Genomic DNA, 25,881 nt, shown 5'->3' with positions numbered 1-25,881 from the left:
ATCTCCCGCCGGGCGGTGGGCCATCTGACGCCGCCGCCCGTATACACCACAGAAGAAATACTAGGGACGATACGCTATGCCATTTCAGCCAGACGGGCGCAATTCTCAAGACATTAACAACCTGGGCCTGGTGCCTATGGTGGTAGAGCAAACCTCTCGCGGGGAGCGCTCATTCGACATCTACTCCCGCCTGCTGAAAGAGCGCGTTATCTTTGCCGTAGGTCCTGTTGAGGACCAGATGGCCAACCTGATCGTGGCCCAACTCCTGTTCCTTGAGTCGGAAAACCCCGACAAAGACATTCACCTCTACATCAACTCTCCCGGCGGCAGTGTGACCGCGGGTTTGTCGATCTACGACACCATGCAGTTCATTAAGCCCGACGTGTCGACCATGTGTATTGGTCAGGCAGCGTCTATGGGGGCTTTTCTGCTCTGCGGTGGTGCCAAGGGCAAGCGTTATTGCCTGCCAAACGCCCGCACCATGATTCACCAGCCCTCCGGCGGTGCTCAGGGGCAGGCCACTGACATCGAGATCCAAGCCAAGGAAATTCTGATCATTCGCCAGAAGCTCAATGAGCTGATGGCAGGGCATACGGGACAGCCGCTTGAGGTCATCGAGCGCGATACTGAGCGCGATCGCTTCATGAACGCCCACGAAAGCATGGAATACGGCCTGATTGACGAGGTTGTGACCAGCCGCGGCGGTGCTTCGGAATAGGCTACAGAACCTGTCCAAAGCACCTAACAGGGCTTGCAATAATCGCTAAAAAACATCATCTTAGAGTCTCCGGAGACGGAGACTTTCCATATATTGTGTATAGGGCGTCTTAATGAGCGACGAAACTACCACTTCTGGCGATGACAGCGGCAAACTGCTGTATTGCTCCTTCTGCGGCAAGAGTCAGCACGAAGTACGCAAACTGATCGCTGGTCCGTCGGTATTTATCTGCGACGAGTGCGTCGACCTCTGTAATGACATCATCCGTGAGGAGGTGCAGGAAAGCAGCGGTGACGGCCAGCAGGATCACCTCCCGGTACCCCAGGAGATCAAGGCCATCTTGGACGAATACGTGATCGGCCAGCAGCGAGCCAAAAAAGTGCTGTCTGTGGCGGTCTATAACCACTATAAGCGTCTACGTCACGGCCAGGGCCGCGGCGACGACGTGGAACTTGGCAAGAGTAATATCCTCCTGGTCGGCCCCACTGGATCGGGCAAGACACTTCTGGCGGAAACGCTGGCGCGCTTGCTGGATGTGCCCTTTACCATCGCCGACGCCACCACGCTCACTGAAGCGGGCTATGTTGGTGAGGATGTTGAGAACATCATCCAGAAGCTGCTGCAGAAGTGCGACTATGATGTGGAGAAGGCCCAGGTAGGTATTGTCTACATCGATGAAATCGACAAGATTTCCCGCAAGTCGGACAACCCTTCAATTACCCGTGACGTGTCCGGTGAAGGCGTACAGCAAGCGCTGCTCAAGCTGATCGAAGGTACGGTGGCTTCGGTGCCGCCCCAGGGTGGACGCAAGCATCCCCAACAGGAGTTCCTGCAGGTCGACACTTCCAACATCCTGTTCATCTGTGGCGGTGCTTTTGCCGGCCTGGACAAGGTGATCCGCAATCGTTCCGAGAAGGGTGGCATCGGCTTCAGCGCCGAGGTCAAGAGCAAGGACGAGACCAGTAACGTGGGCGAGCTGCTGTTTGAGCTCGAGCCGGAAGATCTCGTGCAGTACGGCCTTATCCCTGAATTTGTGGGCCGTCTGCCCGTGATTGCAACGCTTGAGGAACTCGATTCCGATGCGCTGGTCCAAATCCTCACGGAACCCAAAAACTCCCTCACGAAGCAGTACAGCAAGCTGTTTGAAATGGAAGGGGTTGAAGTGGACTTCCGCGAAGACGGTCTGCGGGCTGTGGCTGAAAAAGCCATGGAGCGCAAAACCGGCGCGCGGGGCCTGCGCTCCATCCTCGAAGGCGTTTTGCTGGATTCCATGTACAACATTCCCTCACGGGATGATGTCAGCAAAGTTGTCATCGACGAATCTGTGATTCGCGGCGACTCCGAGCCTCTGCTGGTCTACCAGAACAGCGAACCTGCGGCTCGAGCCGCATCCACAGAAGAATAAACAAGCTGGTAGCCCGGCGCAGCCGGGCTACACTTGCTAGCGGGTGCTTGTATTTTCGGACCGTGCCCCCATATCCAGAAGACAAGGCCTTAAACCCCGCCCAACCCGGAGATAGTTATGGGTTTTCCCTCAGCAATTGAACTCCCCCTGTTACCGCTGCGCGATGTGGTCGTATATCCGCACATGGTATTACCGCTATTCGTCGGCCGGGAGAAGTCTATCGAGGCGTTGGAAGACGCCATGGCCAACGACAAGCAGGTGCTTTTGGTCGCCCAGCGGAATGCCGCAGACGACAACCCTGGCGCCGACGATATTTACCAGATTGGTACCGTATCCAACATTCTGCAGCTGCTGAAGCTTCCCGACGGCACCATTAAGGTGCTGGTGGAAGGTGGCTATCGCGCCTCCGTTGAAGCGGTGGAAGAGGGCGACAACTTCGCCGTAGCCCAGGTCCAGGAAATCGTCAGCGATGACATCCCCGACGCCGAAGTCGAGGGCCTGCTGCGTTCCACCAACACCCAGTTTGAGAAATACGTCAACCTCAGCAAGAAAGTTCCCTCCGAGGTGCTGACGTCCCTGACCGGCATCGATGAACCCGGTCGCCTGGCTGACACCATTGCGGCCCATATGAGCGTCGATCTGGAAGAGAAGCAACGCATTCTTGAGATCGCAGATATCAAGACGCGCCTCGAGCACCTGATGGGCCTGATGGAAGCGGAAATCGACCTGTTCCAGGTGGAGAAACGGATTCGCGGCCGCGTTAAGAAGCAGATGGAGAAGAGCCAGCGCGAGTACTACCTGAATGAGCAGATGAAAGCGATTCAGAAAGAACTCGGCGAGATGGACGAAGCGCCAAACGAGCTAGACGAACTCCAGACCCGTATTGATGAAGCCAAGATGCCTGCCGAGGCCAAAGAAAAAGCCGAAGCGGAACTGGGCAAGCTGAAAATGATGTCGCCCATGTCTGCCGAGGCATCGGTGGTGCGCAGCTACATCGACTGGATGGTAAGCGTGCCCTGGGCCAAGCGCAGCAAGGTCAAGCACGACTTGAAGCGCGCCACCAAGATTCTCGATGAGGATCACTATGGGCTCGACGAGGTAAAAGACCGGATTATCGAGTACCTGGCGGTCCAAAAGCGGGTGCGCAAGGTCAAAGGCCCCGTGTTGTGCCTGGTAGGACCTCCCGGTGTGGGTAAGACTTCGCTGGGCGAGTCCATTGCCCGGGCGACGAATCGCAAGTTTGTGCGCATGGCCCTGGGCGGTGTGCGCGACGAAGCGGAAATCCGCGGCCATCGCCGGACGTATATCGGTTCCATGCCGGGTAAATTACTCCAGAAAATGGCCAAGTCCGGCGTCAAGAACCCGCTGTTCTTGCTCGACGAGATCGACAAAATGGGCATGGATCACCGTGGCGACCCCGCTTCAGCCATGCTTGAGGTGCTCGATCCAGAGCAGAACCACGCGTTCAACGACCACTACCTGGAGGTCGATTACGATCTCTCGGATGTGATGTTCGTCTGCACATCGAACACCATGAACATCCCCGGTCCATTGCTCGACCGTATGGAAGTGATCAGGATTCCCGGTTATACCGAGGATGAAAAGCTCAATATCGCCGAGCGCTACCTGATTCCCAAACAGCTGAAGCTGAACGGACTGAAGAAAAGCGAGATCACCCTGGATGATGGCGCGGTCATTGACATCATTCGCTACTACACCCGCGAGGCCGGCGTGCGTTCCCTGGAGCGTGAGATCGCCAAGGTCTGCCGTAAGATGGTCAAGGCCATTACCCTCGAGGAGATGGAGAGCGGCAGTCAGGTGACCGCTGAAATGCTGCCGGATCTGCTGGGCGTACGGAAGTACAACTACGGGATCGCCGAGGAAGAGAACAAGATTGGTCAGGTGACAGGTCTGGCCTGGACATCGGTCGGCGGCGAGCTGCTGACCATCGAAGCGGTAGCCGTCACCGGTAAGGGCCGTCACGTGAAGACCGGTTCCCTGGGCGATGTGATGCAGGAGTCGATTCAGGCGGCCAACACTGTGGTGCGCAGTCGCTCCCAGTTGCTCGGTATTCCTGCGGACTACCACGAAAAGCACGACGTCCATATCCACGTGCCCGAAGGCGCTACGCCCAAGGATGGCCCCAGTGCGGGTATCGCCATGTGCACCGCCCTGGTCTCCGTGTTGACGGATATCCCGGTTCGCGCCGATGTGGCCATGACCGGTGAAATCACGCTGCGCGGAGAAGTCCTGCCGATCGGTGGCCTGAAAGAGAAACTGTTGGCAGCCCGCCGCGGTGGTATCAAGACGGTTATTATCCCGAAGGAGAATGAGCGCGACCTCAAAGAGGTGCCGGATAACATCAAAGCGCATCTGAATATCAAGGCGGTGAAATGGATTGATGAAGTGCTTTCCATGGCCCTGGAGACAATGCCCGAGCCGCTGAGTGACGAGGACTACCTTGCCAGTACCGCTGCCGCGACCAAGGAAGCGAGCGACGAGGAAAAAAATCGCATAAATACGCACTAGCAGCGGGCTTTTTCGTTGACCGGGATTCCCGCTCTGTTATAAAGTCGTGCGTCTGATCACCACCCCCGAAACCTAAGCGCAGCAAGGGTTTCGGGCAAATGACAGCGATCCGAATTCGAACGCCCCCCCGGGCTAAAAGACTAAAATTTCACCTGACTAAAATTCCAAGGGGATAAGTGTGAACAAGACTGAACTGATTGATGCAATTGCCGCCGCAGCGGACCTGCCCAAAGCTTCTGCCGGCCGCGCGCTGGACGCTGTTGTAGACAGCATCACTGAAGCACTGGCCAAAGGCGACCAGGTCTCTCTGGTAGGCTTCGGCACCTTCGCCGTTAAGCATCGCGCAGCCCGCACAGGCCGCAACCCGCAGACCGGCGCCACCATCGAAATCAAAGCTTCCAACGTCCCCGGCTTCAAAGCTGGCAAGGCGCTCAAGGATGCCGTTAACTCGTAAGTCCTGTTAGTCGGCCTGCGCTAACGCATCGGGCTACTGGCGAGACAAAAAGGCGCACTCAACGGTGCGCTTTTTTTTTAGTCCCCCGAGAGAGAAACCATGCTTCAAGATATTCGGGCAAACGCCCAGGGCACTGTCTCCAAGATTATCGTCGGCGTTATTGTCGCTGCCTTCGCCCTGTTTGGGGTGGAGTCGATTTTGCTCAGCGGCGGCAGTGGTGGCGTTGCTGAAGTCAACGGCGAAGAGATCAGTCCGCAGGAAGTACAGCAGGCTGTCACCAACCAAAAGCGGCGCCTGATTGCCATGATGGGCGACAACCTCGATCCTACATTGCTCGACGATCAATTGATCCAGGGCCAGGTGATGGAAGGGCTAATCCAGCGCAAGCTGATGGTGCAGGCGGCAGAGGGCCTGGGTCTGACGATTTCCGATCGCCAGCTGGGCACCATTATTGGTGAGATGGAGCAATTCCAGGTGGGCGGTCAGTTCTCGCCTGAGTTGTATCGCGGCACCTTGTCGGACGCCGGATACACGCCACTGTCTTTCAAGGCCACACTGTCGGATGACCTCATTGTTGGTCAGGCTCGTGCCGGACTCGCAGGCAGTGAGTTTGCGACACCTGCTGAACTGGCGCTCAATGCGCGCCTGGCGGGTGAGCAGCGTGATATTCGCTTCATGACCATACCCCTGGCGGAGTTCAAGGCTGAAGTGACTGTCGCCGAGGCCGATATTGCGGCCTACTACGAGGCAAACAGCCAGCAATTCCTGTCTGAGGAGTCCGTGGATATCGATTTCATAGAACTGCGCGCCGAAGATTTCCGCGAGCCGGTGGATGACACCGCGCTGCAGGATGCCTACCAGGAAGAGCTGCAGGCCAGCCAGTATCAGACCGAGAGTGGCGTGGCACACATTCTGTTCGAACAGCGCGATGACGAGAGCGCTGAAGACTGGGCGGCCCGGGTCGCCGAGGCGCAGAGCAAGCTGGGAGAAGGCACCGATTTCGGCGAAGTCGCCCAGACATACTCGGACGATATTGGCTCGGCCAACTTTGGTGGCGATCTCGGTTACACCGCTGGCGAAGCGTTCCCCGCGGAAATGGAGCAGGCCATTGCTGCACTTGAAGTCGGCCAGGTATCCGAGCCGGTACAGACTGAGGCAGGTATTCATATCATCAAGGTCACCGATCGCCGTGAAGGTGAACCACCGAGTTTCGAACAGTTGCGCCCGGACCTCGAAGAGCGCGTTGCCATGGCCGATGCGCGGATCGAGCTGATGCGTACCGTAGAGACCCTCAAGGATCTGGCGTTTAACGCCGAGGACCTGGGTTCCCCTGCCGGGGAGCTTGAGCTGGAAGTCGAGCAGGCTGCGGGCGTTACCCGAACCTCGCAGGACGAATTGTTCAGCAATGCCCAGCTGATCGCGGCAGCCTTCTCTGACGACGTACTGAATGCCGGCTACAACAGTGAAGTTATCGAACTCAGCCCGGAACACTGGGTCGTGCTGCGTGTGAACACGTACAACGAAGCAGCAGTCATGCCCTTGGAAGCTGTCAGTGAGCAAATTGTTGCCCTGATTTCCGACGAGCGGGCACGTGAGGCAGTCAGCGCCGCCGCAGAAGCAGCGGTTGCCAGCCTGCGCGATGGCGCATCGGTGGAAGAGCTGGCCAATGCAGAAGGTTATGAGTGGCAGGTAGAGCTGGGTGCCCATCGGCGCAACCTTGTCGTCCCCCAGGAAGTGCTGAGTAGCGCGTTCGGCCTTGCCGCGCCCGCTGAAGGCCAAAGCAGCATTGACTACGTATTAAGTGTGACCGGTAATGCGCTGGTCTATGAACTTGACCGTGTTAATGAAGGTGATCTCGGCCGCATGCCGCAGGCCGAACAAACGGCGTTGCGTCAGCAGATGAATGGCGAAGCAGGGCAGCTGCTGGACGCTGAATACCAACAGGGTAAGCGCGCCAGCGCTGACATAACCGTAATCTAAGGATAACCATGGCCAAGCAAATTCTTACCCTTAACGCGATCTCGGTTAAGGGCCTGGAAAGACTGCCGCGGGAAGACTACGAAGTTGCCAGCGAGTTCGCGCATCCCGATGCGATTCTACTGCGCTCCCACAAGTTGAAGTCCGAGGACATCCCGGATTCAGTGCTCGCCATCGGTCGCGCCGGTGCCGGCACTAACAACGTGCCTGTGGCTGACTGCAGCAAGCGCGGCATCCCCGTGTTCAATGCACCAGGCGCCAATGCCAATGCCGTGAAAGAACTGGTCGCGGTAGGCCTGTTGCTGGGCTCGCGTGGCATCGTCGAAGGTATCGACTATGTCGCAACCCTGGCCAACATGACAGACAAGGCGGAACTGAACAAGACACTCGAGGCCCATAAGAAGGAATTCAAGGGCAGTGAGCTGGTCGGCAAGACCCTGGGCGTTGTGGGCCTCGGTGCTATTGGCTCCATGGTGGCCGAGATGGCGCTCACTATGGGCATGGACGTGATCGGCTACGACCCTGCGCTGTCGGTAGAGGCCGCCTGGCGCCTGTCCAGCCAGGTACAGCGCGCAGATACACTGTCGGCGCTGTTTGCCAAGTGTGATTACATTTCTCTGCATTTGCCGGTACTCGATTCCACACGCGGTCTGGTAAACGCAGAGCTCTTGGCGGCCATGCGTGAAGGCGCCTGCCTGTTGAATTTTGCTCGCCAGGAAATTGTTGACGAAGACGCCTTGCTCGCGGCGCTGGAGAGCGGCCCGCTGCGCAAGTACATCGCCGATTTCCCGTCACCGGGCCTGATCGGTCGCGACGATGTCATTCTTATGCCGCACATTGGTGCCAGCACCGAAGAGGCAGAAGACAATTGCGCGATTATGGCGGCCAACCAGCTGCGGGATTTCCTCGAGAACGGCAATATCCGCAACTCGGTGAATTTCCCCAACCTGATCCTGGAGCGTGTCACCGGTTGCCGTCTGTCGCTAACCAACGAAAACGTCCCGAGAATCCTCGGCAGCGTGCTGTCCATTCTTGCTGATGAGAATATCAACGTCATCGACATGCTCAACAAGAGCCGCGAAGACATTGCCTACAACCTCATCGACATTGAGTGCCATGCCTCAGATGAGGTGTTGGAAAAAATGCGCGCGCTGGAAGGCGTGATCAACGTTCGCCTGATTGGCGACTGCGACTGACTCGCTGAGGCTGTTGCCATGTCTGACCCGCCGGACAAGATAGAGCAGCAGCTCGCCTCCAAGCGCAACTTCGATGCGCCGCCTCTGCACCTGTGGCATCCGCCGCTGTCTGGCGATATCGACATTACCATTCTCGCCGACGGCACCTGGCTGCACGAGGGCGACCCGATCCGGCGTGAATCTCTTCTCAAGCTGTTTGCCAGCATTCTGCGTCGCGAAGAAGACGGCGACTACTACCTGGTTACGCCGGCCGAGAAGTGGCGGCTGCAGGTGGAATTGCATCCTCTTATCGTTACCGACATCACTTCTTCGAACAACACACTCGAGCTCACCTTGAATACCGGGCGGAGTCTCACCGTTGGTGAGGCGCATACGTTGTTCCTGGAGCCGCTGAGAGACAATGTGGCGGGTGTTACGCTGTGGCATGGGCTCACGGCGTTGTTCTCCAGAAATGCCTGGTATCGGCTTGTGGAACTTGCTGACGCTAATGGCATGGTGGTTAGCGGCGATTATTCCTTTTCCTTGCTCGAATGATTCTGGTTTCAGCTGGCTATGCGGCCAGTGATTGGGAGTGAGGCTTCCGAAACCACAGCAGGCCGTCCGTGGGCGTTTCGGGCTGTGCCATTCATGGCTTCGCACGATTTCCGAAGCCTCACTCCCAACCGCAGGCCTTTGTTCAGCTGTTCCAATGGGCCACTAGGGCGCAAGAAATTTTAATGATGGACTGATCAGAGCGCCGCCGTCGGGTTTTATTGCGCGGCACAATCAGGCCATGCCTTCTGCGTAGCGGGAGGCGGCGAAGGGCTTTCCGTGGGGATTGTTTGAGGGCTGCGTAGCAATCCCACTCCGAGGTGCCACACGGCCGTAGCCGCCGAAGCGGGGCAGGTGGCCGTGACGAACAATAAAGCGCCGCGGTGGGGCGGCTAGCGATAACGAACCAATCTGAAGCACCAGCCTAGAGAGGCGCGGCCAGCTAAAGAAACCAACCGCACAGCGGGCTTACTCTTCAGCAGGCGGAGAATGCGCTGCATAGCGCTGCTGCTTAAGTACGAGGGCATCCACAAGCACATTGCCCGCTTCGGTGAGGAGGACGTCGTTATCGTCCTCCTCGTTAGTCGCTTCATCGCTTTCAGCATCGGCAACTTCAGACTCAGCCGTTTCATCGCCCGCGTCCTCATCCGTTTCCTCTTCCTCGTCAAGTGACGTCAGAGGCTCTTCACCTAGGGCAACCCGGCGCTTGTTCTCGATAGCCAGGGCTTTCTCTTCCTGGCTTTCGCGCAGTGCGATACGGGCCGCTTCGTTCAGGGGCAGTTCCTTGAGCTCCCGGGTCTGGGCGGCGAGAGCGATCTGGTCTTCCAGGAAGACAAAGTCAGGGTTAGTCACTGAGCGTTCTTTGAACAACGTGGTAATCCGTGGCAATACCGAAGTGAGGTCGTCGTAGCGGCGGTGGCGCACGCCGNTTATCTGGTCCCAGTTCAGGGCGTGGTCCAGGGAGCTTTCGCCGATCTGCTCAGGGTCGTATACGGACGGAAAGGTAATGTCCGGTACGACGCCGCGGTGCTGGGTAGAGTCGCCTGAAATACGGTAGAACTTGCTCTCGGTGATTTTCAGCTGCCCCTCGGTCAGTGGGGTGAGCGTTTGCACAGTGCCTTTGCCGAAGGAACGGTCGCCCACAATAATGCCGCGCTCGTAATCCTGAATGGCGCCGGAAAAAATTTCCGATGCGGAAGCACTCAGGCGGTTAATCAGTACCACCAGGGGGCCATCGTAGTATTCGCTGCGCAGGCGCTTGCCGTCGCGCCATACACGACGGGAAGAGTGGCGAATCTGCACCGTGGGGCCGTATTCAATGAACAGGCCGGTCAGTTCATTGGCCTCTTGCAGTGAGCCGCCGCCGTTGTTGCGCAAATCCATGACCAGGCCGTCGATGCCTTCTTCCTGCAGTTCCTGCAGCAATTTCTTAACGTCGCGGGTGGTGCTCTTGTAGTCCTTGTCACCGCGGCGCATGGCTTCAAAGTCGATGTAGAAAGCAGGGATGTCGATAACGCCGACTTTCAGGATTTCATCGCCATTGGGCACTTCGAGAATCGTCTTCTGGGCCGACTGTTCCTCCAGCTTCACCTTGTTGCGCACAATGGTAATGGTCTTGCGTTCATCGGTGGACTTGGACTTGGCCGGAATCACCTGCAGGCGCACGGTGGTGTCCTTGGGACCGCGAATCAGTTCGACTACTTCATCCAGACGCCAGCCGATCACATCTTCGATGTCACCGTCGTCGCCCTGGCCGACACCGACAATTCGATCGGAGGCCTGGAGCTCGCCCTGCTTGTCAGCGGGGCCCTTGGGCACAAGGCGGGAGACTTTGGTGTACTCGTCTTCCACCTGCAATACGGCACCGATACCTTCCAGAGAAAGGCTCATGTTGATGTTGAAGTTCTCGGACCGGCGCGGCGAGAAATAATTGGTGTGTGGGTCGTAAAGCTCGGTCAGGGCGTTGGCGTAAATCTGGAACACGTCCTGGCTGTTGTACTGCTGGACGCGCTTGAGTTGGTTGCGGTAGCGGCGATCCAGGGTTTCGGGGATTTCCTCGGTGGGTTTGTCCGCCAGACGCAGGCCGAGCACCTGGTTCTTGATGTGCTTGCGCCAGCGATCGTCGAGGACGTCCTGGCTGTCGGCCCAGGGGCGGTCGTCGGTATCGAGCATGTAGGCCTCGTCGATATTGAAGTCCATGGCGGCCACCGTGGCGGGCAAATTACTCAGAACCGCCTCAAGGCGGGTTTCGAGGCGCTCGTGGAAGCGATTGAAAATGGCGTAGCCGGCAGTCAGGTTGCCCTCGGGCAACTGGTCGTCCATGACGCTGCGGTACTGCTCAAATTCATCGATGTCGGCAGCGGTGAAGAACATTTTGCTGCCATCGAGGCTGTTGATGTAGGCGTCCAGATGCTGGGATGACAGCTCGTCATCATACTTCAGCTTGGCATAGTGTCGGTCTTCCAGCTGCTCGACCAGTTCGACGATGGTTTCCCGCTGGGCGTCGCTGTAGTCGATCAGGGCAAGCGAGGGTGTGGCCGGTGCAATCAGTGCAAGGCCGAGAAGCGTGTTACGGCTCAGGGCCGCAATGGTGCGCATTGTACTCAAAATGTTTGTACCAACTCGTGTTATTGAGGTGCAGTGTACCCGCCCTGTGGGCAGGTGCCTACCTCGATTAAAGCTTTAACTATGATAGACCCTGCGGCAAAAAGTTCAGCTTTTACGGTGCGATAGAATCAGTTCACGGAGCCGACAAACACCGGCAATACGCTGTCGTTCATCAGTGTTGGCAAAACCCAGGGCCAGGCCTGTTGGGCGGTCCTGGCCAACGTAGTAGCTGCTCAGGGCTGTGCCGCCGAAGCCTGCGTCAGTAAGGTCGCGAACGAGGGCGTCGTCATTCACGCCGGGAATGCGCAGCACCAGATGCATGCCGGCACTTTCGGCAACTGGCGTCGCCAGACCGTCAAGCTCGCTGGCTATCAACGCTGACAGGTGTTCCCATTTTTCCCGGTAGCGAACGCGCATGCGACGCAGGTGGCGTTGGAAATGCCCCTCCTGCACAAACTGGGCGACAGTGGCTTGCTGTAATAGCGGCGATTCGCCATCCATGTGGCGCTTAGCATGCAGAAAGGATCCTACGAGCGGTTCTGGTAGTACCAGGTACCCGAGACGCAGGGCAGGGAACAGCGTTTTACTGAAGCTGCCCAGGTACAGTACAGGTGTTTGCGCAGCCATACCCTGGAGCGCCGCTATCGGGTGGCCGTGGAAATGGAATTCGGAATCGTAGTCGTCTTCGATCAGCCACGTACCGGTGCGTGCCGCCCAGTCGAGCAGCTCCAGTCGGTCCGGGGCACTCATAATGCCGCCCAGTGGATAGTGGTGAGTCGGGGTGATGTACATGATTTTCGCCGCGCTGGCCGCAGGCAGCTGTGCGGGCTGTAACCCTCGATGATCCACGTCCACCGGTGTCAGTGCCGCTGCGTGGGCCTGCAGGGCTCTGCGCGCGCCGACATAGCCCGGATTTTCAACCAGCACCGGGTCGCCTGGGTCGAGCAGTACCTGGGCGCACAGACTAATCGCCTGCTGAGCCCCCTGGGTAATGACAATCTGGTCCGCGTGACACTGAACCTGCCTGGATACCCTGAGATAGTCCGCCAATGCTTCGCGCAGTGGTGCATAGCCCTGATACCCGTCATAGCCCAACAGGTGCAATCGATCCTGTTGCTGTCGCTGAACACGGTTCCAGACAGACAGAGGAAAAGCGCGCAGGTCAGGGATTCCCAGGGTAAAGGGCAGCTGGACATGCACTTCGGGCATAGCTTTTGCAGCCAGGGCGGTGCCGTAGTGGGAAAGCCCTGGTAGTTGTGGCTGTTGTTGCCAATTGACGGCTTCGGGTTGATGCCGTTCGAAGCCAGCTGCCACAAACGTGCCACTGCCGGGACGTGCCACCAGAAAGCCCTCGGCGATCAGTTGGGACAGTGCGCCGGTTACGGTATTGCGACTGACGCCCAGGTCGCTGGCGATTTGGCGAGAAGCTGGCAGCCGCTGGCCCTCGCTCCACAATCCATCCCTGATACGGAGGCTGAAGGCCTGGTAGAGCTGGCGCTGCAGAGGTTGGTCTGCAGTTAGCGCGAGATCACTCAGTGCTGGGATTTGCATATTGGCCCCATCAATATATACAAATTGGATCTTTTTGAGGTGCCAATATTCTATAGCATGGCGGTTCAACTCTCCACGTCAGAGGCGACGCATGGAACAACAATTGGCGCACGGTCAACGAGCCACGGTTAAACGGGCCAGGCAGCGGGCGACCTATGAAAAGGCGGCGATCTACCGGTTGATTGATGATCTCAAACTAGGCCACATCGGCTTCACCTGGGAAGACCAGTTGCACGTCATTCCCATGACGGTGTGGCGCGTGGACGATGCACTGTACTTCCACACAATCAATAAGAGCCGACTGCAGCGCCTGCTGGAGGCCGGCGGGGAGGTGTGCATTTCCTTTGCCGAGTGCCAGGAGTGGGTGTTGGCCAAATCCGCCTATCACCACAGCGCCAACTATCGCTCTGCGGTTGTTTATTGTCGCGGCAGGCGTGTCATCGATCCACAGGACTTTGACCGCGCTTTTTCTGTGTGCATTAACCAGTTTGAGGCGGGGCGCTGGGACAAGGTAAGACCGCCCAGCGATCAGGAACGCAAGGCCACGGCGTTAATAGAGTTAGAGATTGTCGAGGGTGCGGGNAAGTCGCGCAGCGGTGGACCGAACGAGGAGCCTGAGGACATGTCGCTGCCGGTGTGGCACGGCACAGTGCCGGTGTGTCCGTATCACAGCGAAACGTAACTGCAGTTAGCTGGACTTCAGTTCAATCCAGATGGACCGGCTTTGTGCGACAACAGTGCCATCCTGCAATGCAATCGCGGTTCCCGCGTAGTGCTTGCGGCCCTCGTGACCCAGTGGCCAGGCGTAGACGACCAGCGTTTCAGAACCGCTGACAGGCTGACGGATTTCGCCGTCGAGCTGGCCGAGAACGGCGTGGCGCAGTTCGCCGCCCATGGCCGCAAAGTAGCCCGGGCAGTCCAGCGCGCTCCACAGAATTTCCTCGCGGACATGACCGCTCGCATCGCATAAATCGTCGCGCACCTGCCAGGGGCAGGCGATTAACTGCCAGTTGTGGACGGGGCCGGGAAACAGTTCCAGTCCATCGTGAGCAGGGCGATGGGGCCCACACACAAAGCAGGTACCGAACACATGCTCGTGATAACAGGGATAGCCCTTGCTTGCCTCCTCAGCCTCGGACAGTGATGGCGCGGGCGGTATGTTCGAATCCATGGTGCACGGGCTGCCAGCGCCCACCAGCGTATCGCCGGCGAGGAGTTGCACGCCGCCGTCATCGCCGGTGACAACCTGCAGCGGCGTATCGAGGGGNGGGGGGACCATAAGGCGAACCCTGGCCGGTCCTTCGACATGTGCGGCAATGACACCGCAGCTATAGCCGCCATTGCCGGAGGCCGGCGGTCCATTAAAGCGCGAGCTGATCGTGAATTCCTGATTCATTGCGTCGAGTCTCTATCGATAGGTCGGGGGAATATAGTCGAACCTGGCCATCATGGCCCGGTGGTCATCGACCAACTGCTGCACTTGGTGCGGTGTGAGCAGGTCCCGCCACTGATTCTGGCGGCCGCTGCGGAAAAAGCGCTGCGAGTTGGGGCTGCGCTCAACAAAACCTTCGCGCTCCTCAAGACGTTTGAGCGTCGCGAAGTTGGAGTGGTCTATGGCGCGTTGTAGACGCCCGCGGTCCTGGGGCAAGCCCAGAAAGCGGGTGAGGGCACCAAAGTGCTTAAGCGGTTTTTGCAGCAAATCCCCGTAACGCAGCACGCAGGTCGCGCCACTTGTATCGCGGGTCCAACTGTCGACGTGGGTAGACCAGGAGGCGAGTACGCTGGCGACATTGTTCTCATCTGTCGGTGTGCCGGTAGTATCGGCGCCCATGAATCCAACGGCTTCATCAAGGTTGAGGCCGAAGTGATCTGCCAGTGAAGAGACCACATCCAGTGGGTTTCGCACAATGGCGATGGCGCCGCTGGTTAGGCTCATGTCGTGCAAGGGCAGGCCTTCGTAAGCGCCGAGAAAGTTATGGGTCTTCACCATGCTGGTACCGGCGCGTCGGCTGGCTATGCGTTTCTGCACGAGAGGGCGCATGCGGCAAATGGCCTGCCGATCGAGGTTTTCCAGGGGCTCCTTGCTCAGGGGCTGATACCAGCTCACATTGGATTCATTGGCAAAGAAATCGTTTAGCTGGTTGATATCCGACGGGACTTCCCCATCGTGAATATAGTTGTGCAAGAAGGCGCGCACCCAGGTATTTCCCGATTTGGGATAGGAGGCCATCCAGACAATGTTTCCCATGTAAGGCTCGGTTCTTTCGTAAAATTGATTGGGCGCGAGTATAGCATCGCAAAACCTAGCCGGGACGCTGCCGCGTGGGCTCTGCTGTATTTCATTAGCCGGCGCTTGCGTGTATAACTGTGGGCCTCGCCTGTTTCAGCAAGGATAGTCATGCAAAAGCTCATCGCAGTGGTCGGTGCGCTCGTGGTTTTCACCACCAGTGCTTGTTCCGGTTCCCGTCACACGGATGAAATCAAGCCTGCCCCCTGGGCCTACGGTGCCATGGCGACGACCGCCAACCCGCATGCAACGGCCGCCGCCATGCAGATGCTCGAAGAGGGTGGTCATGCGGTCGATGCGGCGATAGCCGCGCACGCCGTACTCGGACTGGTCGAACCGCAAAGCTCGGGTATTGGCGGTGGGGCGTTCATGGTGGNTTATGAGCGCGATAGCGGTGAAACGCTGTTTCATGACGGCCGGGAAATCGCGCCTGCCGGCGTGAGTGTCGACATGTTTATGCGCAATGGCAAAGCCCTCGGATTTCTCGATGCCTGGCAAAGCGGGCAGGCCGTAGGCGTACCGGGAGCGATCAAGCTTTACGAAGATACGCATCGCAAGCATGGCAACCTGCCCTGGGAAACGCTGTTCGAGCCGGCTATCAAGCTGGCAGAGAAGGGCTTTGAGGTTTCGCCGCGCCTGGCTGGCTTTCTGCCGAGGATAGCACCTGTATCGGGTCTGGATGAGAATCCCGGCGCCGCCGAATACTTCTTCCCGGAAGGTAAGCCACTGCAGGCCGGCGAGGTGCGTGACAACCCTGCGTATGCTGCAACCCTCAAAGCGATAGCGCGTAACGGCAGCAAGGCGTTTTATCACGGCGCTATTGCCGAGGACATGGTCGCCGGGGCGCGGCTGGAGCCTAACCCGGGCACGCTGAGTCTCGAAGATATTGCCGCTTACAGTACGCGAGAGCGCCCTGTCACCTGTATTCCGTTTCGTACATTAACGCTGTGCGGTGCCACGCCGCCGTCCTCTGCGGTGGCGCCCATGATGATGATGGCGCTGTACAAACACTTGGTGGCGGCCGACGCCAGTACAGATGACAAGCTCGCGGCGTTTGTCGATGCCCAGCGTCTGGCCTACGCCGATCGCGATCATTTTTTCGGCGACCCTGATTTTGTCGACGTGCCGATTCAAGGCCTGCTGAGCGCAGGCTATTTGCAGGCCCGAGCCGGGCAGCGCTTTGCACCGGATGCCCCTGTAAGCCATGGTGATCCGCAAGCCTATGATGGCGATGGTCTGGCGCTGACCTGGAGCGCCGACACCACCGATGAAGTGGCAGGAACCACGCACTTGTCGATCGTTGATGGAGAAGGCAATGCGGTGTCCATGACGGCGACGGTTGAAGCGCCTTTCGGCTCCTCCCGATGGGCTGCGGGTTTTCTGCTCAATAACCAGCTGACCGACTTCGCGCGCGCCTACGAGCCGGATGCACCACCCCAGGCCAACGCGATAGCCCCCGGTAAACGGCCTCGTTCATCGATGTCGCCGATTATGGTGTTTGACGCCGCGGGCCAGTTGAAAATGGTTACCGGCTCACCGGGGGGGAATTCCATCCCGGCCTATGTGTTCAAGTCCATGGTGGCGATTCTTGACTGGGGCCTCTCGCCGGAAGAGGCGCTGGCCTATCCCAATATCATTGCTCGGGGCAATCGGGTGCGGGTAGAAGTTGCGCTCGAGCAGGGTAAGGAACTGGCCGGCGTGCTCAAGCAACGCGGTTATACGGTGGAAGAACGCCAGGGTGAAAACTCCGGTGTTCACCTGATCCTGCTGGAGCAGGGCGCGTTGATCGGCGCGGCGGATCCGCGCCGTGAGGGAACGGTGGGTTCGATCGCGCCTTAGCTGAGCTGCGCTATCAGTGCGTCGAAGTCCCAGTGGGCCTTCATACTGGTAATCAGCCCCTCGTCATTGACCACGTAGACGGCCAGCATATCGCAGTCGGAAAATTTGCCATTGCCCAGATCGTTGCGCGCGACCTGGGCCACGCAGACGCAGTTTGGTCCGCTCAACCAGCGTTTGCTGACTGTGATTTCGATATTCGATGGTCCGATAACATTGTCCCAGAATGCCTCAATGGCAGCTTTGCCCTGATGCCCTTCACCGGACGGGTCCATCGGGGATACGCCTACGGGATCCTGGACCAGGGCGTCATCTGCATAGAGGGCCAACCAGCCCTCTTTATTGCCCTCAGAGGCGTACTTGATCGATTTCATGTTGGCCTGGACAGCCAGGTGATTTTCTTCGGCCATGGTGCTTTCTCGCGGTTCAAGGGATGCCATTGTTGTTGGTGTCAGCATAACAGCGACACCCATTTCTCCCCGATCAGATTCTTATACCAATCGAGTCTAGCGTTAGCTCCTGCCGCGCGCCAGCATCAGGAATTAGCTAACATGCCCCAAGACTAATAATTACACACATAGGAGCGAGTTATGTCAGATGCCGAACAGAAGATCCTCGATGGATCCGCCTGGGACGAGTTCTGTGACTCCCTGAAAGAAGCGGGCAGAATTATTCGCAGCGAGAAAGCCCCCGGGGACGCTTTCAACCAGGCAGAGGGGTATCGCTACCTGACACGCCTGTTGCGCGGTGGCCTGGAGAGCTATCTTGAGTTCTCCGATCCCATGTTCCCGGTGCTGCGCTGTGGCGCCCACGAAACGATTAAGCTGGGAGCGGATAATCCTGACAATCGCTATGAAAGCGCCGCTATTCGCTCCGAGTTTGACTACCGCATCACCGGTAAGCGCAATACAGTCAACTACCTCGGTATCAGCTCCATCATCAACAAGTATGGTTCTGGTGGCACCATGGAAGTCACCGGGCATATCGATCATCGCGAGCTTGAAATAGCTGACGATGGAAGCTTTGAAATCATTATCAGTCGCACCGAAAAGCCAGGCAACTGGCTGCCCATGGGCGAGGATTCAAATTCCATTACCGTGCGTCAGACGTTCCAGGACCGCGTCAACGAAGTCGCTGCTGATCTCAAGATTGAGCGCATTGGCGCTGAGGAAGACCGTCCCCGGCCGCTTTCGCCCGAAAAAGTCGTGCGCGGTTTGCAGGGGGCCAGCCTGTGGGTACACGGTGCAGCGACCATGTTCGAAAACTGGGCGGAGAGTTTCCTGCCAACAATGAACGATCTGCCTCCTGCGGATCAGGACTACTGCCAGTCGATTGGCGGAGATCCCAATATTTTCTATTTTCACAGCGCCTGGGAACTGGCGGATGATGAGGTCATGGTGATTACCGCGCCTGAGATTCCCGAGTGCCAGACCTGGAATTTCCAGTTGGACAACTGGTGGATGGAGTCGCTGGATTACCGCTATCACCAGATTCATTTCAATAAGCACACTGCCCACTACGAGCCCGATGGCAGCGTGCGGGTGGTGATTGCGCATCGCGACCCCGGTGTGCCCAACTGGGTGGAAACAGCTGGACATAATATCGGCACTATGTGTTGGCGCTGGATTGGTGCCCAGCACCATCCGCTGCTGGACGTAAAAGTGATGAAGCAGGCAGATCTGGTATGACTAACGGCCCGTTGTTTGAGGCACAAGTCGCCATAGCGGCGGCACATGAACAAACTGGCTTCAGCGATCTTGGTGATGGCTTCAGCCGCGAGGGGCTCGATGCGCTGCTGGCTACTTACGATGAGCACGTGCGCGATCCGGAGGGGCGTCAACGCTGTTATGAGCGCGTGGTTTACCAGATAGCCACCCGACTGAAACTCGAGCATGCGCTGAACACGGTGGAAGGTTGGCAAGATCAGGAGATCAATGCGCCGATTTTTGTCACCGGATTGCCGCGATCAGGTACTTCAGCGCTGCTCAATCTGCTGGAAGTGGCACCGGAAAATCGCTCGCCCCTGCAGTGGGAAGTGCAGTTTCCGGATCCCTGGCCCGGCAGTGCGCCAGGCGATAAAGACCCTCGCTATGATTACCTGGCCAAGGCTCTGGAAGAGTCACGCAACTCAGAGTTTGCCAAAATCCACTATGTGGATGCCGATACGCCAGAAGAGTGCGTGCTCCTGCACGCCTATGCGTTTCACGGTGTGCAGCTGGGCTTTGAAATTATGCTCGAGCCCTACCGCAGCTGGTTGCTGGCACAGGACCTGACACCCCTGTACGCGTTCCAGAAGAAAGTGATGCAACTGCTGAACTGGCGCAACCCGGGGCAGCAGTGGCTGTTAAAGGCGCCGGCCCATATGTTTGGCATTGAACAGATACTTGAGGTGTTCCCTGACGCGCGCTTCATCTGGTGTCACCGCGATCCGCAGAAAGTCATCCCCTCCATTAACAGCCTCAACAAAGTCGTGCTGGACATGTACCTGGGCGATTACAGTCATATCGATATGGCCGAGATGGGTCGCAGCGTTATGGAGTGGTACGCGATGTCGCTGGAACGCGGCCTCGCCAGCCGTGCCAAACTGCCCAGCGAGTGTTTTATCGATTGTTCCCAGCAAGAATTTGTCGATGACAATATGGCCGTGGTGCAGAAGGTATACGACAGCTTCAGCTTGCACATGTCCGACGCTGGCCGCAATGCCATGCAAGCCCATGTCGACAATAACCCCAAGGGCAAGCACGGTAAACACGAGTACCGCTTACAGGACTATGGGCTTAGCGCCCAGATGATTGCGGAGCGGTTTGCTTTCTACACCGACGACCCACGCTGGCCGATCAGCGGCTGAAGGAGCTCACCTTGAAAGCAGCCATACTCAGTGCGGCACGCCAGCCCATCGAGATCGTCGATGATCTCGAGGTGATTCCTCCCCGTGCAGGCGAGGTTCAGGTCAACATCAAATACTGCGGCTTGTGCAGCTCGGATCTCGGGTTTGTCACTGGCAAGGCACCGTTGATGGGGCCTATGGTTCCCGGGCACGAGGCGGCGGGCATTGTGTCAACCGTGGGCGCCGGCGTCACCCACCTGGCGCCGGGCGACCACGTGGTACTAACACCCTGTGCGCCCTGTGGCCACTGCTATTACTGCCAGCGCGACCAGCAACACCTGTGCACCAATGCCATGAGCATCATGTCCGGTTTGCTGCCCGACGGCGAGAGCGGATTGAGTCGCCAGGGGCAGGCGGTGCTGCGCGGCTGCGGCATTGGTGCGTTGGCAGAGTACGTGACGCTGCCGGCCACTGGCGCGGTTAGGATTGACGACGACATTCCCCTGGATGTCGCCTGTGTGATTGGCTGTGCACTGCAAACCGGTGTGGGAGCTGTTCTCAACACCGCGGCGGTGGAGGCGGGCGCCACCTGTCTCGTGACCGGGCTCGGCGGTGTCGGTATGGCGGCGCTTCAAGGGGCGAGAATTGCCGGAGCATCGGTGATTATCGCCTCGGATCCCGTGGCGGAGCGACGGGCACTAGCTGCGGATTTTGGGGCCACCCACGTCATAGATCCGCAAGCGGAAGACCTGGCTGCACTGGTGCATGCGCTGACGGGCGGCATTGGTGTTGATTATGTGTTCGAGGCCGCGGGAAGTGCGGCGCTGGTGGAGCAGGGCGTGTTACTCACGCGCATGGGCGGCACCACTGTAATTGTCGGTTCACCCGCTCTGGAAGAAAATCTCACACTGCCCAATGTGGTGTTGTTTCAGGCGCTGGAAAAAAAGTTGTGCGGCTGTCTGCTGGGCTCGGCCAACTCGCTGTTTGAAATTCCACGCCTGCTGCGCCTGTGGGGCAAAGGCGACTTGGATATGGCGAGCATGATTACCGCGCGACGGCCTCTGTCCGAGGTCAATGAAGGCTTTGCGGATCTGGAATCGGGCCGGGGCATTCGTACCGTCATCGAGATATAATTTCCCGCCGGTGGCGGGTAGCGATCAGCCCCTTCCGCCGTCGTGCTATTGCACTTGCACCGCGTCGTTTTCCACACAGCGAATACCCCCGGGGGCCTCGATCAGTGAGGCGCACTTGTTGCAGTGGCTGCAGTTATTGCGGTAATTCGGGTTGCTCATGGCGTTGTTTACATAGGCAGGGTCCTTCACCAGTGGTCTTCCCATCTGGATAAAATCAAAGCCCTCTCGCATGATCGTCGCCACACTGTCGAGTTCAGTGCAGCCACCAATGTAAACCATCTGGCAGTTGACCCGGTCTCGGATCTGCTTTGCCTTATCAAGGAAAAAGTTTTCTTCGTACGGGTAGTAGCGGAACAAGCGCGGGCCATAGTATTTCAGGCCGAGCCGCGCGATCGGATTGGTTTCTACCTCCAGCATGCCTTTGTCCAGGGTGGCACCGCGGAAATACACCATGGGATTGAAACTGCTGGTGCCGCCTGAACAAATCAACGCATCGATGCCTGCTTTGTCGAACATGGTGGCGACTTCCAGGGCTTCTTCAAACTGCAGGCCGTCTTTAACACCGTCGGTCATGCCCATTTTGCCCAGTATGGGAAAATCGTCGCCCACCGCGCGGCGCACTGCATCCAGTGCCCGCAGGGGCAGGCGCATGCGATTTTCCAGGGAGCCGCCGTATTCGTCGGTACGTCGATTGGTTCTGGGGCTGATGAACTGCGACAGGCCGTAGCCGTGGCTGAAGTGAATCTCGATGGCGTCAAAACCGACGCTTTTCATAAACACCGCAGCGTCGTAGTAGGTCTGCACCAGGTAGTCGATGTCGGCTATTTTCATGGCGCCCGCAAACGGCATGCCGGCAGAAATGCCGAGCATGTTCAGCTGGCGGGAGGGCCCCATGGGGCGCTTGAGTCGCTGCAGCTTGCTGTTTTTGGAGAAGTTGCCGCAATGGGCCATCTGGCCTGAAACCGCAACGCCTGGAGCGGTTCGCTTCAGTTCGGCGATCAGGTCGGTGTACTGGGGCCTGAATTGCTCGTCCATCCACGTCATCTGATCGTTGATGCGTCCGTCGGCTTCGGTCGTGCAATAGCCAATGGTGGTCATCGCTGTGCCGCCGCTGACGATCTGCTTGTGAAAATCCAGCAGCAGTTCGCCCGGCACACCGTCGGGTGATTTCCCCTCGTAGGTAGCGGCCTTGAGAATACGGTTTTTCAGCTCGAGTTTGCCGAGTTTTGCGGGAGAAAACGCCCGTTTTAAATCGTCGTTCATGGCCAGGATCTCGTGTGCATATAGCGTACTAAACGGTATGGAGTATTCGCGCTCAGGTCAAACCTCGACGGTTCAGCCAGCGATACCCGTGCCGGGATCCACCGGCGGTTTATGTCGACCCCGTGACTACTCGTCGGACGCGCCCTGGTACCAGATGGGTGACGTCCAGGCACGCTCCTGGATGATCTTGGGTAGGCCAGGGTCAGAACAGGCCTCGGGGCGCTCTCTTTCTGGCAGCGACAGGCATTGTTGCCAGCTCCAGCGACAGCTGGGGTTTTCCAGCACACGCGTGTAGTACACGGCTGGCTGTGCAGGATCAAAATCCGGATCGCGCCAGGTCGCACAAAACTCGGCGTGGCCGCGGCCAGTCGCGGCGCAGCTGTCGAGGTCGACGCTGGCGTCATTATCACCACCGGCAATGTCGAACACGGCCTGGTGAAATGCATCGTCGGCGCCGCGCCACAATTTAATGACTTGCAGTCGCTGCAGTGGATAGCTACGGGGATCGGCGACGGCACTGGCGACAAACAAGGGGGCGTCCTGTTTTGCTGTCGCGGGCAGTACCGCTCCCATTGGCACGCCGCCGGCATAGCCTGCCTCAGCCTGGCTACTGTCACAGATGGATGCCGGCAGGTCCCAGCCCGCAAACAGGCGGGGCACAATACGGGGCCCGCTGGTGGCAAAAACCTCACGCCGCTGCATGGCATCAAACAGCGAGTCACGACTGTTTTCCTCTGCCCATACGCCCATCAGGCCACCGGGATTGCGGTAGGTCACCGGCTTGCCGGCAAAACCGGGCGCATTGTTCAGGCGCGAGAGGGTGGTGGCATCGCCCTCGCCGCAGCATCCGGGATAGTCCTGCTCTAACACTGCGCCCGGCAGTGCGTTATGGGTGTCGGTACTGCCCGCCATGCCGAACCGGTAGGGATTGACGCCGATGCGCGCCTCCTCTGCAACACCTTCCAACAACGCATAGCGCGCAAAGTCGAGGCGCGACTGACAGTTGACCCCGATGATGGCGCCAGCGGAGTAACCGTCTTCACAATCCTCGGGTGCCTGCCAATCCAGACCGCGAATTTTTTCGAAATCACACCATTCATCTTCGCCCACCACATTCCACATGCCCGGGCGGCACTCCGATTCGCCCTTGATTTGCATCATTTCCACCACCGGCTCCATGCGGGCACGCAGGCTGGCGAGGCGCTGCTGTTCGGACCGTGGCTCGTCCCGGTAAGGCACATAAAACATGCGTCCGCTGGAGACGTTTGGGTTGTGGGGTATGGATATAGCCTCACATCCGCCGTCGGTCTGGTTGCACAGGGTGTCCATTTTTTCCCAAAGGCGCACAATATCCGGCTCTTCCAGGGACGACACCGGCAACTCCGGCACAATCTCATTGCGAAACAGAATATTGCGGTGCACTTTGCTCATGGAGACCGAGTTACTGTATTCGTAACCGTGAAATGTAGTGAACTCACAGTCGGCACTGCGATCGTAATGGGCTTCTGTCACCGCCTGATTAATCTCCCAGGCTTGCTTAAGCGCGTCCCTGCAATACTGGTTGTCCGGGCCACAAATCGCTTTGTTGCGATCCCCAAAGCCCATGACATTGCGAAACCGGTTGGCGTCTTCGCCACCCACGGTAGGGCCGTCGCTGCCCGGATTGCTCTCAGGTCGTTGTCTGTAAGCACGGCAAGCTTCGCTGGTGTAGGCGGGATGCTCTGGTTGCGAGCAGGCAAAGACTTCTCCCACCCACTCTGCATGGTCGGTAACAGCAGCGAAATCGAGCGCTGTGGGGAGCTGGGCAAAGCGGGCATCCTCTGCCGCTGCATCGTAGGGAGCCAGTTGCACGCGCATCCCGCGGGCGAAGCGGTAGGCGCTATCTACATCACCGAGCATATCGCGCGAACGGGCGTCGAAGGACACACTGGTGTGCACATGCAGGTCGCCAAAGAACGGCTGGCGCAGCGGGTTGTTGTTACGACAGGATTCACGCGACTGGGGCTGTTGTGCGGCCGCTGCCGCCGCCGGTGGCTGCCACTCACTGGCCGTGGGTTGGAGTGAGAGCTGATCCCAGGTATGCCACAGCCAGGTAGCGGCGAGCACTATGACGCCAAGTACACCCAGGACAATACGTTTCATCACTTGGCGTCTGCTCCAGAGATAGCGGGCGTGACAATAAAAGCGTGAACCATGGCTAACAGCTGTTCGCACAAGGCGTGGCGATCAGCCAGCGGGCTCTGTGCCGGTAGCTCCCTGCTGGCCTTGAAAATGTTGGCAATGGCATGAAAGGCCGTATCAACAATCAGGTAGATACGCTGCTGTATTTGTTCGGGCGGCAGCCCTGCGAAGGCTGCGTCGAACAGCTCAGCCAGTGCAGCCGGACGGGGAAAGCTGACGGCCGCAGGGCTCCCCAGGCCATAGACGCCGTGGTTGCTTGTCGCCAACTGCGAGACAATATTGACGAAGTCCAGTCCGGCTGCATTGGCCTCAACATACTCAATAATCGGCATAATGAGGCAGCGGGATACCGCCTCCGCCGGCGCCCACTCGCCGCTGCCAGCACGCTCAAAATAAGCTTGGCGGCGCGCGCCAATACCACTGGCATGAAAGTCCACAATCGCCTGTAACAGGCCGTCGCGATCACCGAAATGATATTGCAGCGCATTCGGGTTTTTCTGTCCGCCGGCCAGGGCAATTTCGCGCAGTGACACCGAGTCAATACTGCGGCTGCCGTAAAGGGATACGGCGGCCTCCAGCAGGCGCTGACGGGTGCGTGCATTGTTTTGCTCGCGTTTTTCCATGCCTAGCCCATGCCGGTGGAGTAGCCGCCATCGACGGCCAGCGTCTGCCCAGTGATCCATGCTGCGGCGGGGGAGGNCAAAAACAAAACGGCACCCGCAATATCTTCTGGCGTGCCCGCCCGCTTCAGGCCCTGACGGGAGAACATGCCTTCTACCATCTCCGGGTTGTGCTGAAACACTGGCTCGGTGAGTCCCGTACGGGTAAAGCCTGCGGCTACCGCATTGGCCCGGATGCCTTCCGGGCCCCAGCTTAGCCCTAGGGTTTTCATAAGCTGCGACAGGCCAGCCTTGGCAGCGCCGTAGCCTGGCGTCCATTCGAATCCGAAAAACGTGGTCATCGAGGCAATCCCGATCACACTGGCACCGCCGCTGAATTCACTCGCGGCCAACAAGGACTTGCAGGCCTGGCTCAAATGGAAAGCACTATTGAGATTGACGTTCAGGGATTGCTCAAAGCCATTGTGCCCCCATTCATCGGCCTGGGCGCCGCCCGCATTGTTGACCAGAATGTCCAGGCGGCCGAGGTCAGATGCCAAGGCAATGACATCCTCGCGGCTGTTTACATCAAGTTGGCGATAGGTCAGCCCGGTCAGGTCGACATCGTACTGATCCGCACTTTGCTTGCGCCCGGTTATAGTAACGTCGGCACCTGTGTCGGCGTAAGCCCGCGCTGTTGCCAGACCGATGCCGCTGGTCCCGCCGGTCACGAGCACGCTAGCCCCGCGGTAGTCGTATTGAATGCCTGCCATATCTGTTTGCCTCT

20 protein-coding genes are annotated in these 25,881 nt (G+C 58.4%); 12 read left to right on the top strand and 8 right to left on the bottom strand.

Annotated features, from left to right (window positions below):
• The first annotated feature begins 76 nt into the window (after window positions 1-76).
• The 7 genes from clpP (at window position 77) to A3709_RS20720 (ending at window position 8,813) form a co-directional block, all read left to right on the top strand.
• Entirely contained in the window at window positions 77-718 is a 642-nt protein-coding gene (gene clpP, locus A3709_RS20750; RefSeq protein WP_066059280.1) for an ATP-dependent Clp endopeptidase proteolytic subunit ClpP, read from the top strand.
• Between the two features lie 112 nt (window positions 719-830).
• On the top strand, window positions 831-2,123 hold the full coding sequence (gene clpX / locus A3709_RS20745) for an ATP-dependent Clp protease ATP-binding subunit ClpX (RefSeq protein WP_066059276.1): 1,293 nt from the start codon (window positions 831-833) through the stop codon (window positions 2,121-2,123).
• Between the two features lie 117 nt (window positions 2,124-2,240).
• Window positions 2,241-4,652 carry an endopeptidase La gene (gene lon, locus A3709_RS20740; RefSeq protein WP_066059273.1) on the top strand — a complete coding sequence of 804 codons (2,412 nt, stop codon included), beginning with the start codon at window positions 2,241-2,243 and terminating at the stop codon, window positions 4,650-4,652.
• A 178-nt stretch (window positions 4,653-4,830) separates the two neighbouring features.
• The gene (locus A3709_RS20735; protein ID WP_066059270.1) at window positions 4,831-5,106 is read left to right on the top strand and encodes an HU family DNA-binding protein; all 276 of its coding nucleotides are present in this window, start codon (window positions 4,831-4,833) and stop codon (window positions 5,104-5,106) included.
• A 99-nt stretch (window positions 5,107-5,205) separates the two neighbouring features.
• Window positions 5,206-7,086: a SurA N-terminal domain-containing protein gene (locus A3709_RS20730; protein WP_066059267.1), complete on the top strand. Its 1,881-nt coding sequence runs from the start codon at window positions 5,206-5,208 to the stop codon at window positions 7,084-7,086.
• An 8-nt stretch (window positions 7,087-7,094) separates the two neighbouring features.
• On the top strand, window positions 7,095-8,279 hold the full coding sequence (locus tag A3709_RS20725) for a phosphoglycerate dehydrogenase (protein ID WP_066059264.1): 1,185 nt from the start codon (window positions 7,095-7,097) through the stop codon (window positions 8,277-8,279).
• 18 nt (window positions 8,280-8,297) lie between these two features.
• On the top strand, window positions 8,298-8,813 hold the full coding sequence (locus tag A3709_RS20720) for a DUF1285 domain-containing protein (protein WP_066059261.1): 516 nt from the start codon (window positions 8,298-8,300) through the stop codon (window positions 8,811-8,813).
• Between the two features lie 465 nt (window positions 8,814-9,278).
• Here A3709_RS20720 and A3709_RS20715 read toward each other — a convergent pair whose 3' ends face one another.
• Both A3709_RS20715 and A3709_RS20710 read right to left on the bottom strand, forming a co-directional pair.
• On the bottom strand, window positions 9,279-11,408 hold the full coding sequence (locus tag A3709_RS20715; protein ID WP_066059256.1) for a carboxy terminal-processing peptidase: 2,130 nt from the start codon (window positions 11,406-11,408) through the stop codon (window positions 9,279-9,281).
• Between the two features lie 114 nt (window positions 11,409-11,522).
• Complete coding sequence (locus A3709_RS20710; RefSeq protein ID WP_066059366.1) at window positions 11,523-12,968, bottom strand: PLP-dependent aminotransferase family protein; 1,446 nt, start codon at window positions 12,966-12,968, stop codon at window positions 11,523-11,525.
• 91 nt (window positions 12,969-13,059) lie between these two features.
• Here A3709_RS20710 and A3709_RS20705 point away from each other — a divergent pair, with 91 nt between their 5' ends.
• Window positions 13,060-13,650, top strand: coding sequence for a pyridoxamine 5'-phosphate oxidase family protein (locus tag A3709_RS20705; RefSeq protein ID WP_066059253.1), 591 nt, complete (start codon window positions 13,060-13,062; stop codon window positions 13,648-13,650).
• 726 nt (window positions 13,651-14,376) lie between these two features.
• On the opposite strand, the gene A3709_RS20695 is transcribed toward A3709_RS20705, so the two are convergent.
• Complete coding sequence (locus A3709_RS20695) at window positions 14,377-15,216, bottom strand: sulfotransferase domain-containing protein (RefSeq protein WP_066059247.1); 840 nt, start codon at window positions 15,214-15,216, stop codon at window positions 14,377-14,379.
• A 150-nt stretch (window positions 15,217-15,366) separates the two neighbouring features.
• Between A3709_RS20695 and A3709_RS20690 the strand changes: the two genes are divergently transcribed.
• Entirely contained in the window at window positions 15,367-17,094 is a 1,728-nt protein-coding gene (locus A3709_RS20690; protein WP_066059244.1) for a gamma-glutamyltransferase family protein, read from the top strand.
• Here the strand turns inward: A3709_RS20690 and A3709_RS20685 are convergent.
• A complete protein-coding gene (locus A3709_RS20685; RefSeq protein WP_066059363.1) occupies window positions 17,091-17,501 on the bottom strand; it encodes a nuclear transport factor 2 family protein in 411 nt (136 codons plus the stop codon). The two genes, A3709_RS20690 and A3709_RS20685, sit on opposite strands and share 4 nt — an antisense overlap.
• Before the next feature lie 180 nt (window positions 17,502-17,681).
• On the opposite strand from A3709_RS20685, the gene A3709_RS20680 reads away from it, so the two are divergent.
• From A3709_RS20680 to A3709_RS20670, 3 genes are read left to right on the top strand one after another with little or no spacing between them, the layout of a single operon-like run.
• Window positions 17,682-18,779, top strand: a complete 1,098-nt coding sequence (locus tag A3709_RS20680) for a DUF1214 domain-containing protein (protein ID WP_066059239.1) — start codon at window positions 17,682-17,684, stop codon at window positions 18,777-18,779.
• Window positions 18,776-19,939, top strand: a complete 1,164-nt coding sequence (locus A3709_RS20675; RefSeq protein WP_066059236.1) for a sulfotransferase — start codon at window positions 18,776-18,778, stop codon at window positions 19,937-19,939. The genes A3709_RS20680 and A3709_RS20675 overlap by 4 nt, the downstream gene beginning before the upstream one ends.
• 11 nt (window positions 19,940-19,950) lie before the next feature.
• On the top strand, window positions 19,951-21,051 hold the full coding sequence (locus A3709_RS20670) for a Zn-dependent alcohol dehydrogenase (RefSeq protein ID WP_066059233.1): 1,101 nt from the start codon (window positions 19,951-19,953) through the stop codon (window positions 21,049-21,051).
• A 45-nt stretch (window positions 21,052-21,096) separates the two neighbouring features.
• Here A3709_RS20670 and A3709_RS20665 read toward each other — a convergent pair whose 3' ends face one another.
• From A3709_RS20665 to A3709_RS20650, 4 genes are all read right to left on the bottom strand, one after another.
• The gene (locus A3709_RS20665) at window positions 21,097-22,314 is read right to left on the bottom strand and encodes an NADH:flavin oxidoreductase (protein ID WP_066059230.1); all 1,218 of its coding nucleotides are present in this window, start codon (window positions 22,312-22,314) and stop codon (window positions 21,097-21,099) included.
• A 126-nt stretch (window positions 22,315-22,440) separates the two neighbouring features.
• Window positions 22,441-24,456: a DUF3604 domain-containing protein gene (locus tag A3709_RS20660; RefSeq protein ID WP_066059227.1), complete on the bottom strand. Its 2,016-nt coding sequence runs from the start codon at window positions 24,454-24,456 to the stop codon at window positions 22,441-22,443.
• Window positions 24,456-25,118: a TetR/AcrR family transcriptional regulator gene (locus A3709_RS20655; RefSeq protein ID WP_066059221.1), complete on the bottom strand. Its 663-nt coding sequence runs from the start codon at window positions 25,116-25,118 to the stop codon at window positions 24,456-24,458. Before A3709_RS20655 ends, A3709_RS20660 begins: the two co-directional genes overlap by 1 nt.
• Window positions 25,119-25,120: 2 nt before the next feature.
• Window positions 25,121-25,867: an SDR family NAD(P)-dependent oxidoreductase gene (locus A3709_RS20650; RefSeq protein ID WP_066059218.1), complete on the bottom strand. Its 747-nt coding sequence runs from the start codon at window positions 25,865-25,867 to the stop codon at window positions 25,121-25,123.
• Between the last annotated feature and the right edge of the window lie 14 nt (window positions 25,868-25,881).

The sequence above is a fragment of the Halioglobus sp. HI00S01 genome (assembly GCF_001635445.1).
Classification (GTDB): domain Bacteria; phylum Pseudomonadota; class Gammaproteobacteria; order Pseudomonadales; family Halieaceae; genus Halioglobus; species Halioglobus japonicus.
The sequence above is the reverse complement of the archived record's forward strand: the minus strand, read 5'-3'. Positions and strand labels throughout refer to the sequence as shown.

Excerpts from the sequence above, each read along its gene's own strand:
- A3709_RS20710 (WP_066059366.1), bottom strand. The coding sequence starts at position 12,968 with ATGCAAATCCCAGCACTGAGTGATCTCGCGCTAACTGCAGACCAACCT.
- A3709_RS20675 (WP_066059236.1), top strand. The coding sequence starts at position 18,776 with ATGACTAACGGCCCGTTGTTTGAGGCACAAGTCGCCATAGCGGCGGCA.
- lon (WP_066059273.1), top strand. The coding sequence starts at position 2,241 with ATGGGTTTTCCCTCAGCAATTGAACTCCCCCTGTTACCGCTGCGCGAT.
- clpX (WP_066059276.1), top strand. The coding sequence starts at position 831 with ATGAGCGACGAAACTACCACTTCTGGCGATGACAGCGGCAAACTGCTG.
- A3709_RS20680 (WP_066059239.1), top strand. The coding sequence starts at position 17,682 with ATGTCAGATGCCGAACAGAAGATCCTCGATGGATCCGCCTGGGACGAG.
- A3709_RS20725 (WP_066059264.1), top strand. The coding sequence starts at position 7,095 with ATGGCCAAGCAAATTCTTACCCTTAACGCGATCTCGGTTAAGGGCCTG.
- A3709_RS20720 (WP_066059261.1), top strand. The coding sequence starts at position 8,298 with ATGTCTGACCCGCCGGACAAGATAGAGCAGCAGCTCGCCTCCAAGCGC.
- A3709_RS20695 (WP_066059247.1), bottom strand. The coding sequence starts at position 15,216 with ATGGGAAACATTGTCTGGATGGCCTCCTATCCCAAATCGGGAAATACC.
- A3709_RS20660 (WP_066059227.1), bottom strand. The coding sequence starts at position 24,456 with ATGAAACGTATTGTCCTGGGTGTACTTGGCGTCATAGTGCTCGCCGCT.
- clpP (WP_066059280.1), top strand. The coding sequence starts at position 77 with ATGCCATTTCAGCCAGACGGGCGCAATTCTCAAGACATTAACAACCTG.
- A3709_RS20665 (WP_066059230.1), bottom strand. The coding sequence starts at position 22,314 with ATGAACGACGATTTAAAACGGGCGTTTTCTCCCGCAAAACTCGGCAAA.
- A3709_RS20730 (WP_066059267.1), top strand. The coding sequence starts at position 5,206 with ATGCTTCAAGATATTCGGGCAAACGCCCAGGGCACTGTCTCCAAGATT.
- A3709_RS20655 (WP_066059221.1), bottom strand. The coding sequence starts at position 25,118 with ATGGAAAAACGCGAGCAAAACAATGCACGCACCCGTCAGCGCCTGCTG.
- A3709_RS20685 (WP_066059363.1), bottom strand. The coding sequence starts at position 17,501 with ATGGCCGAAGAAAATCACCTGGCTGTCCAGGCCAACATGAAATCGATC.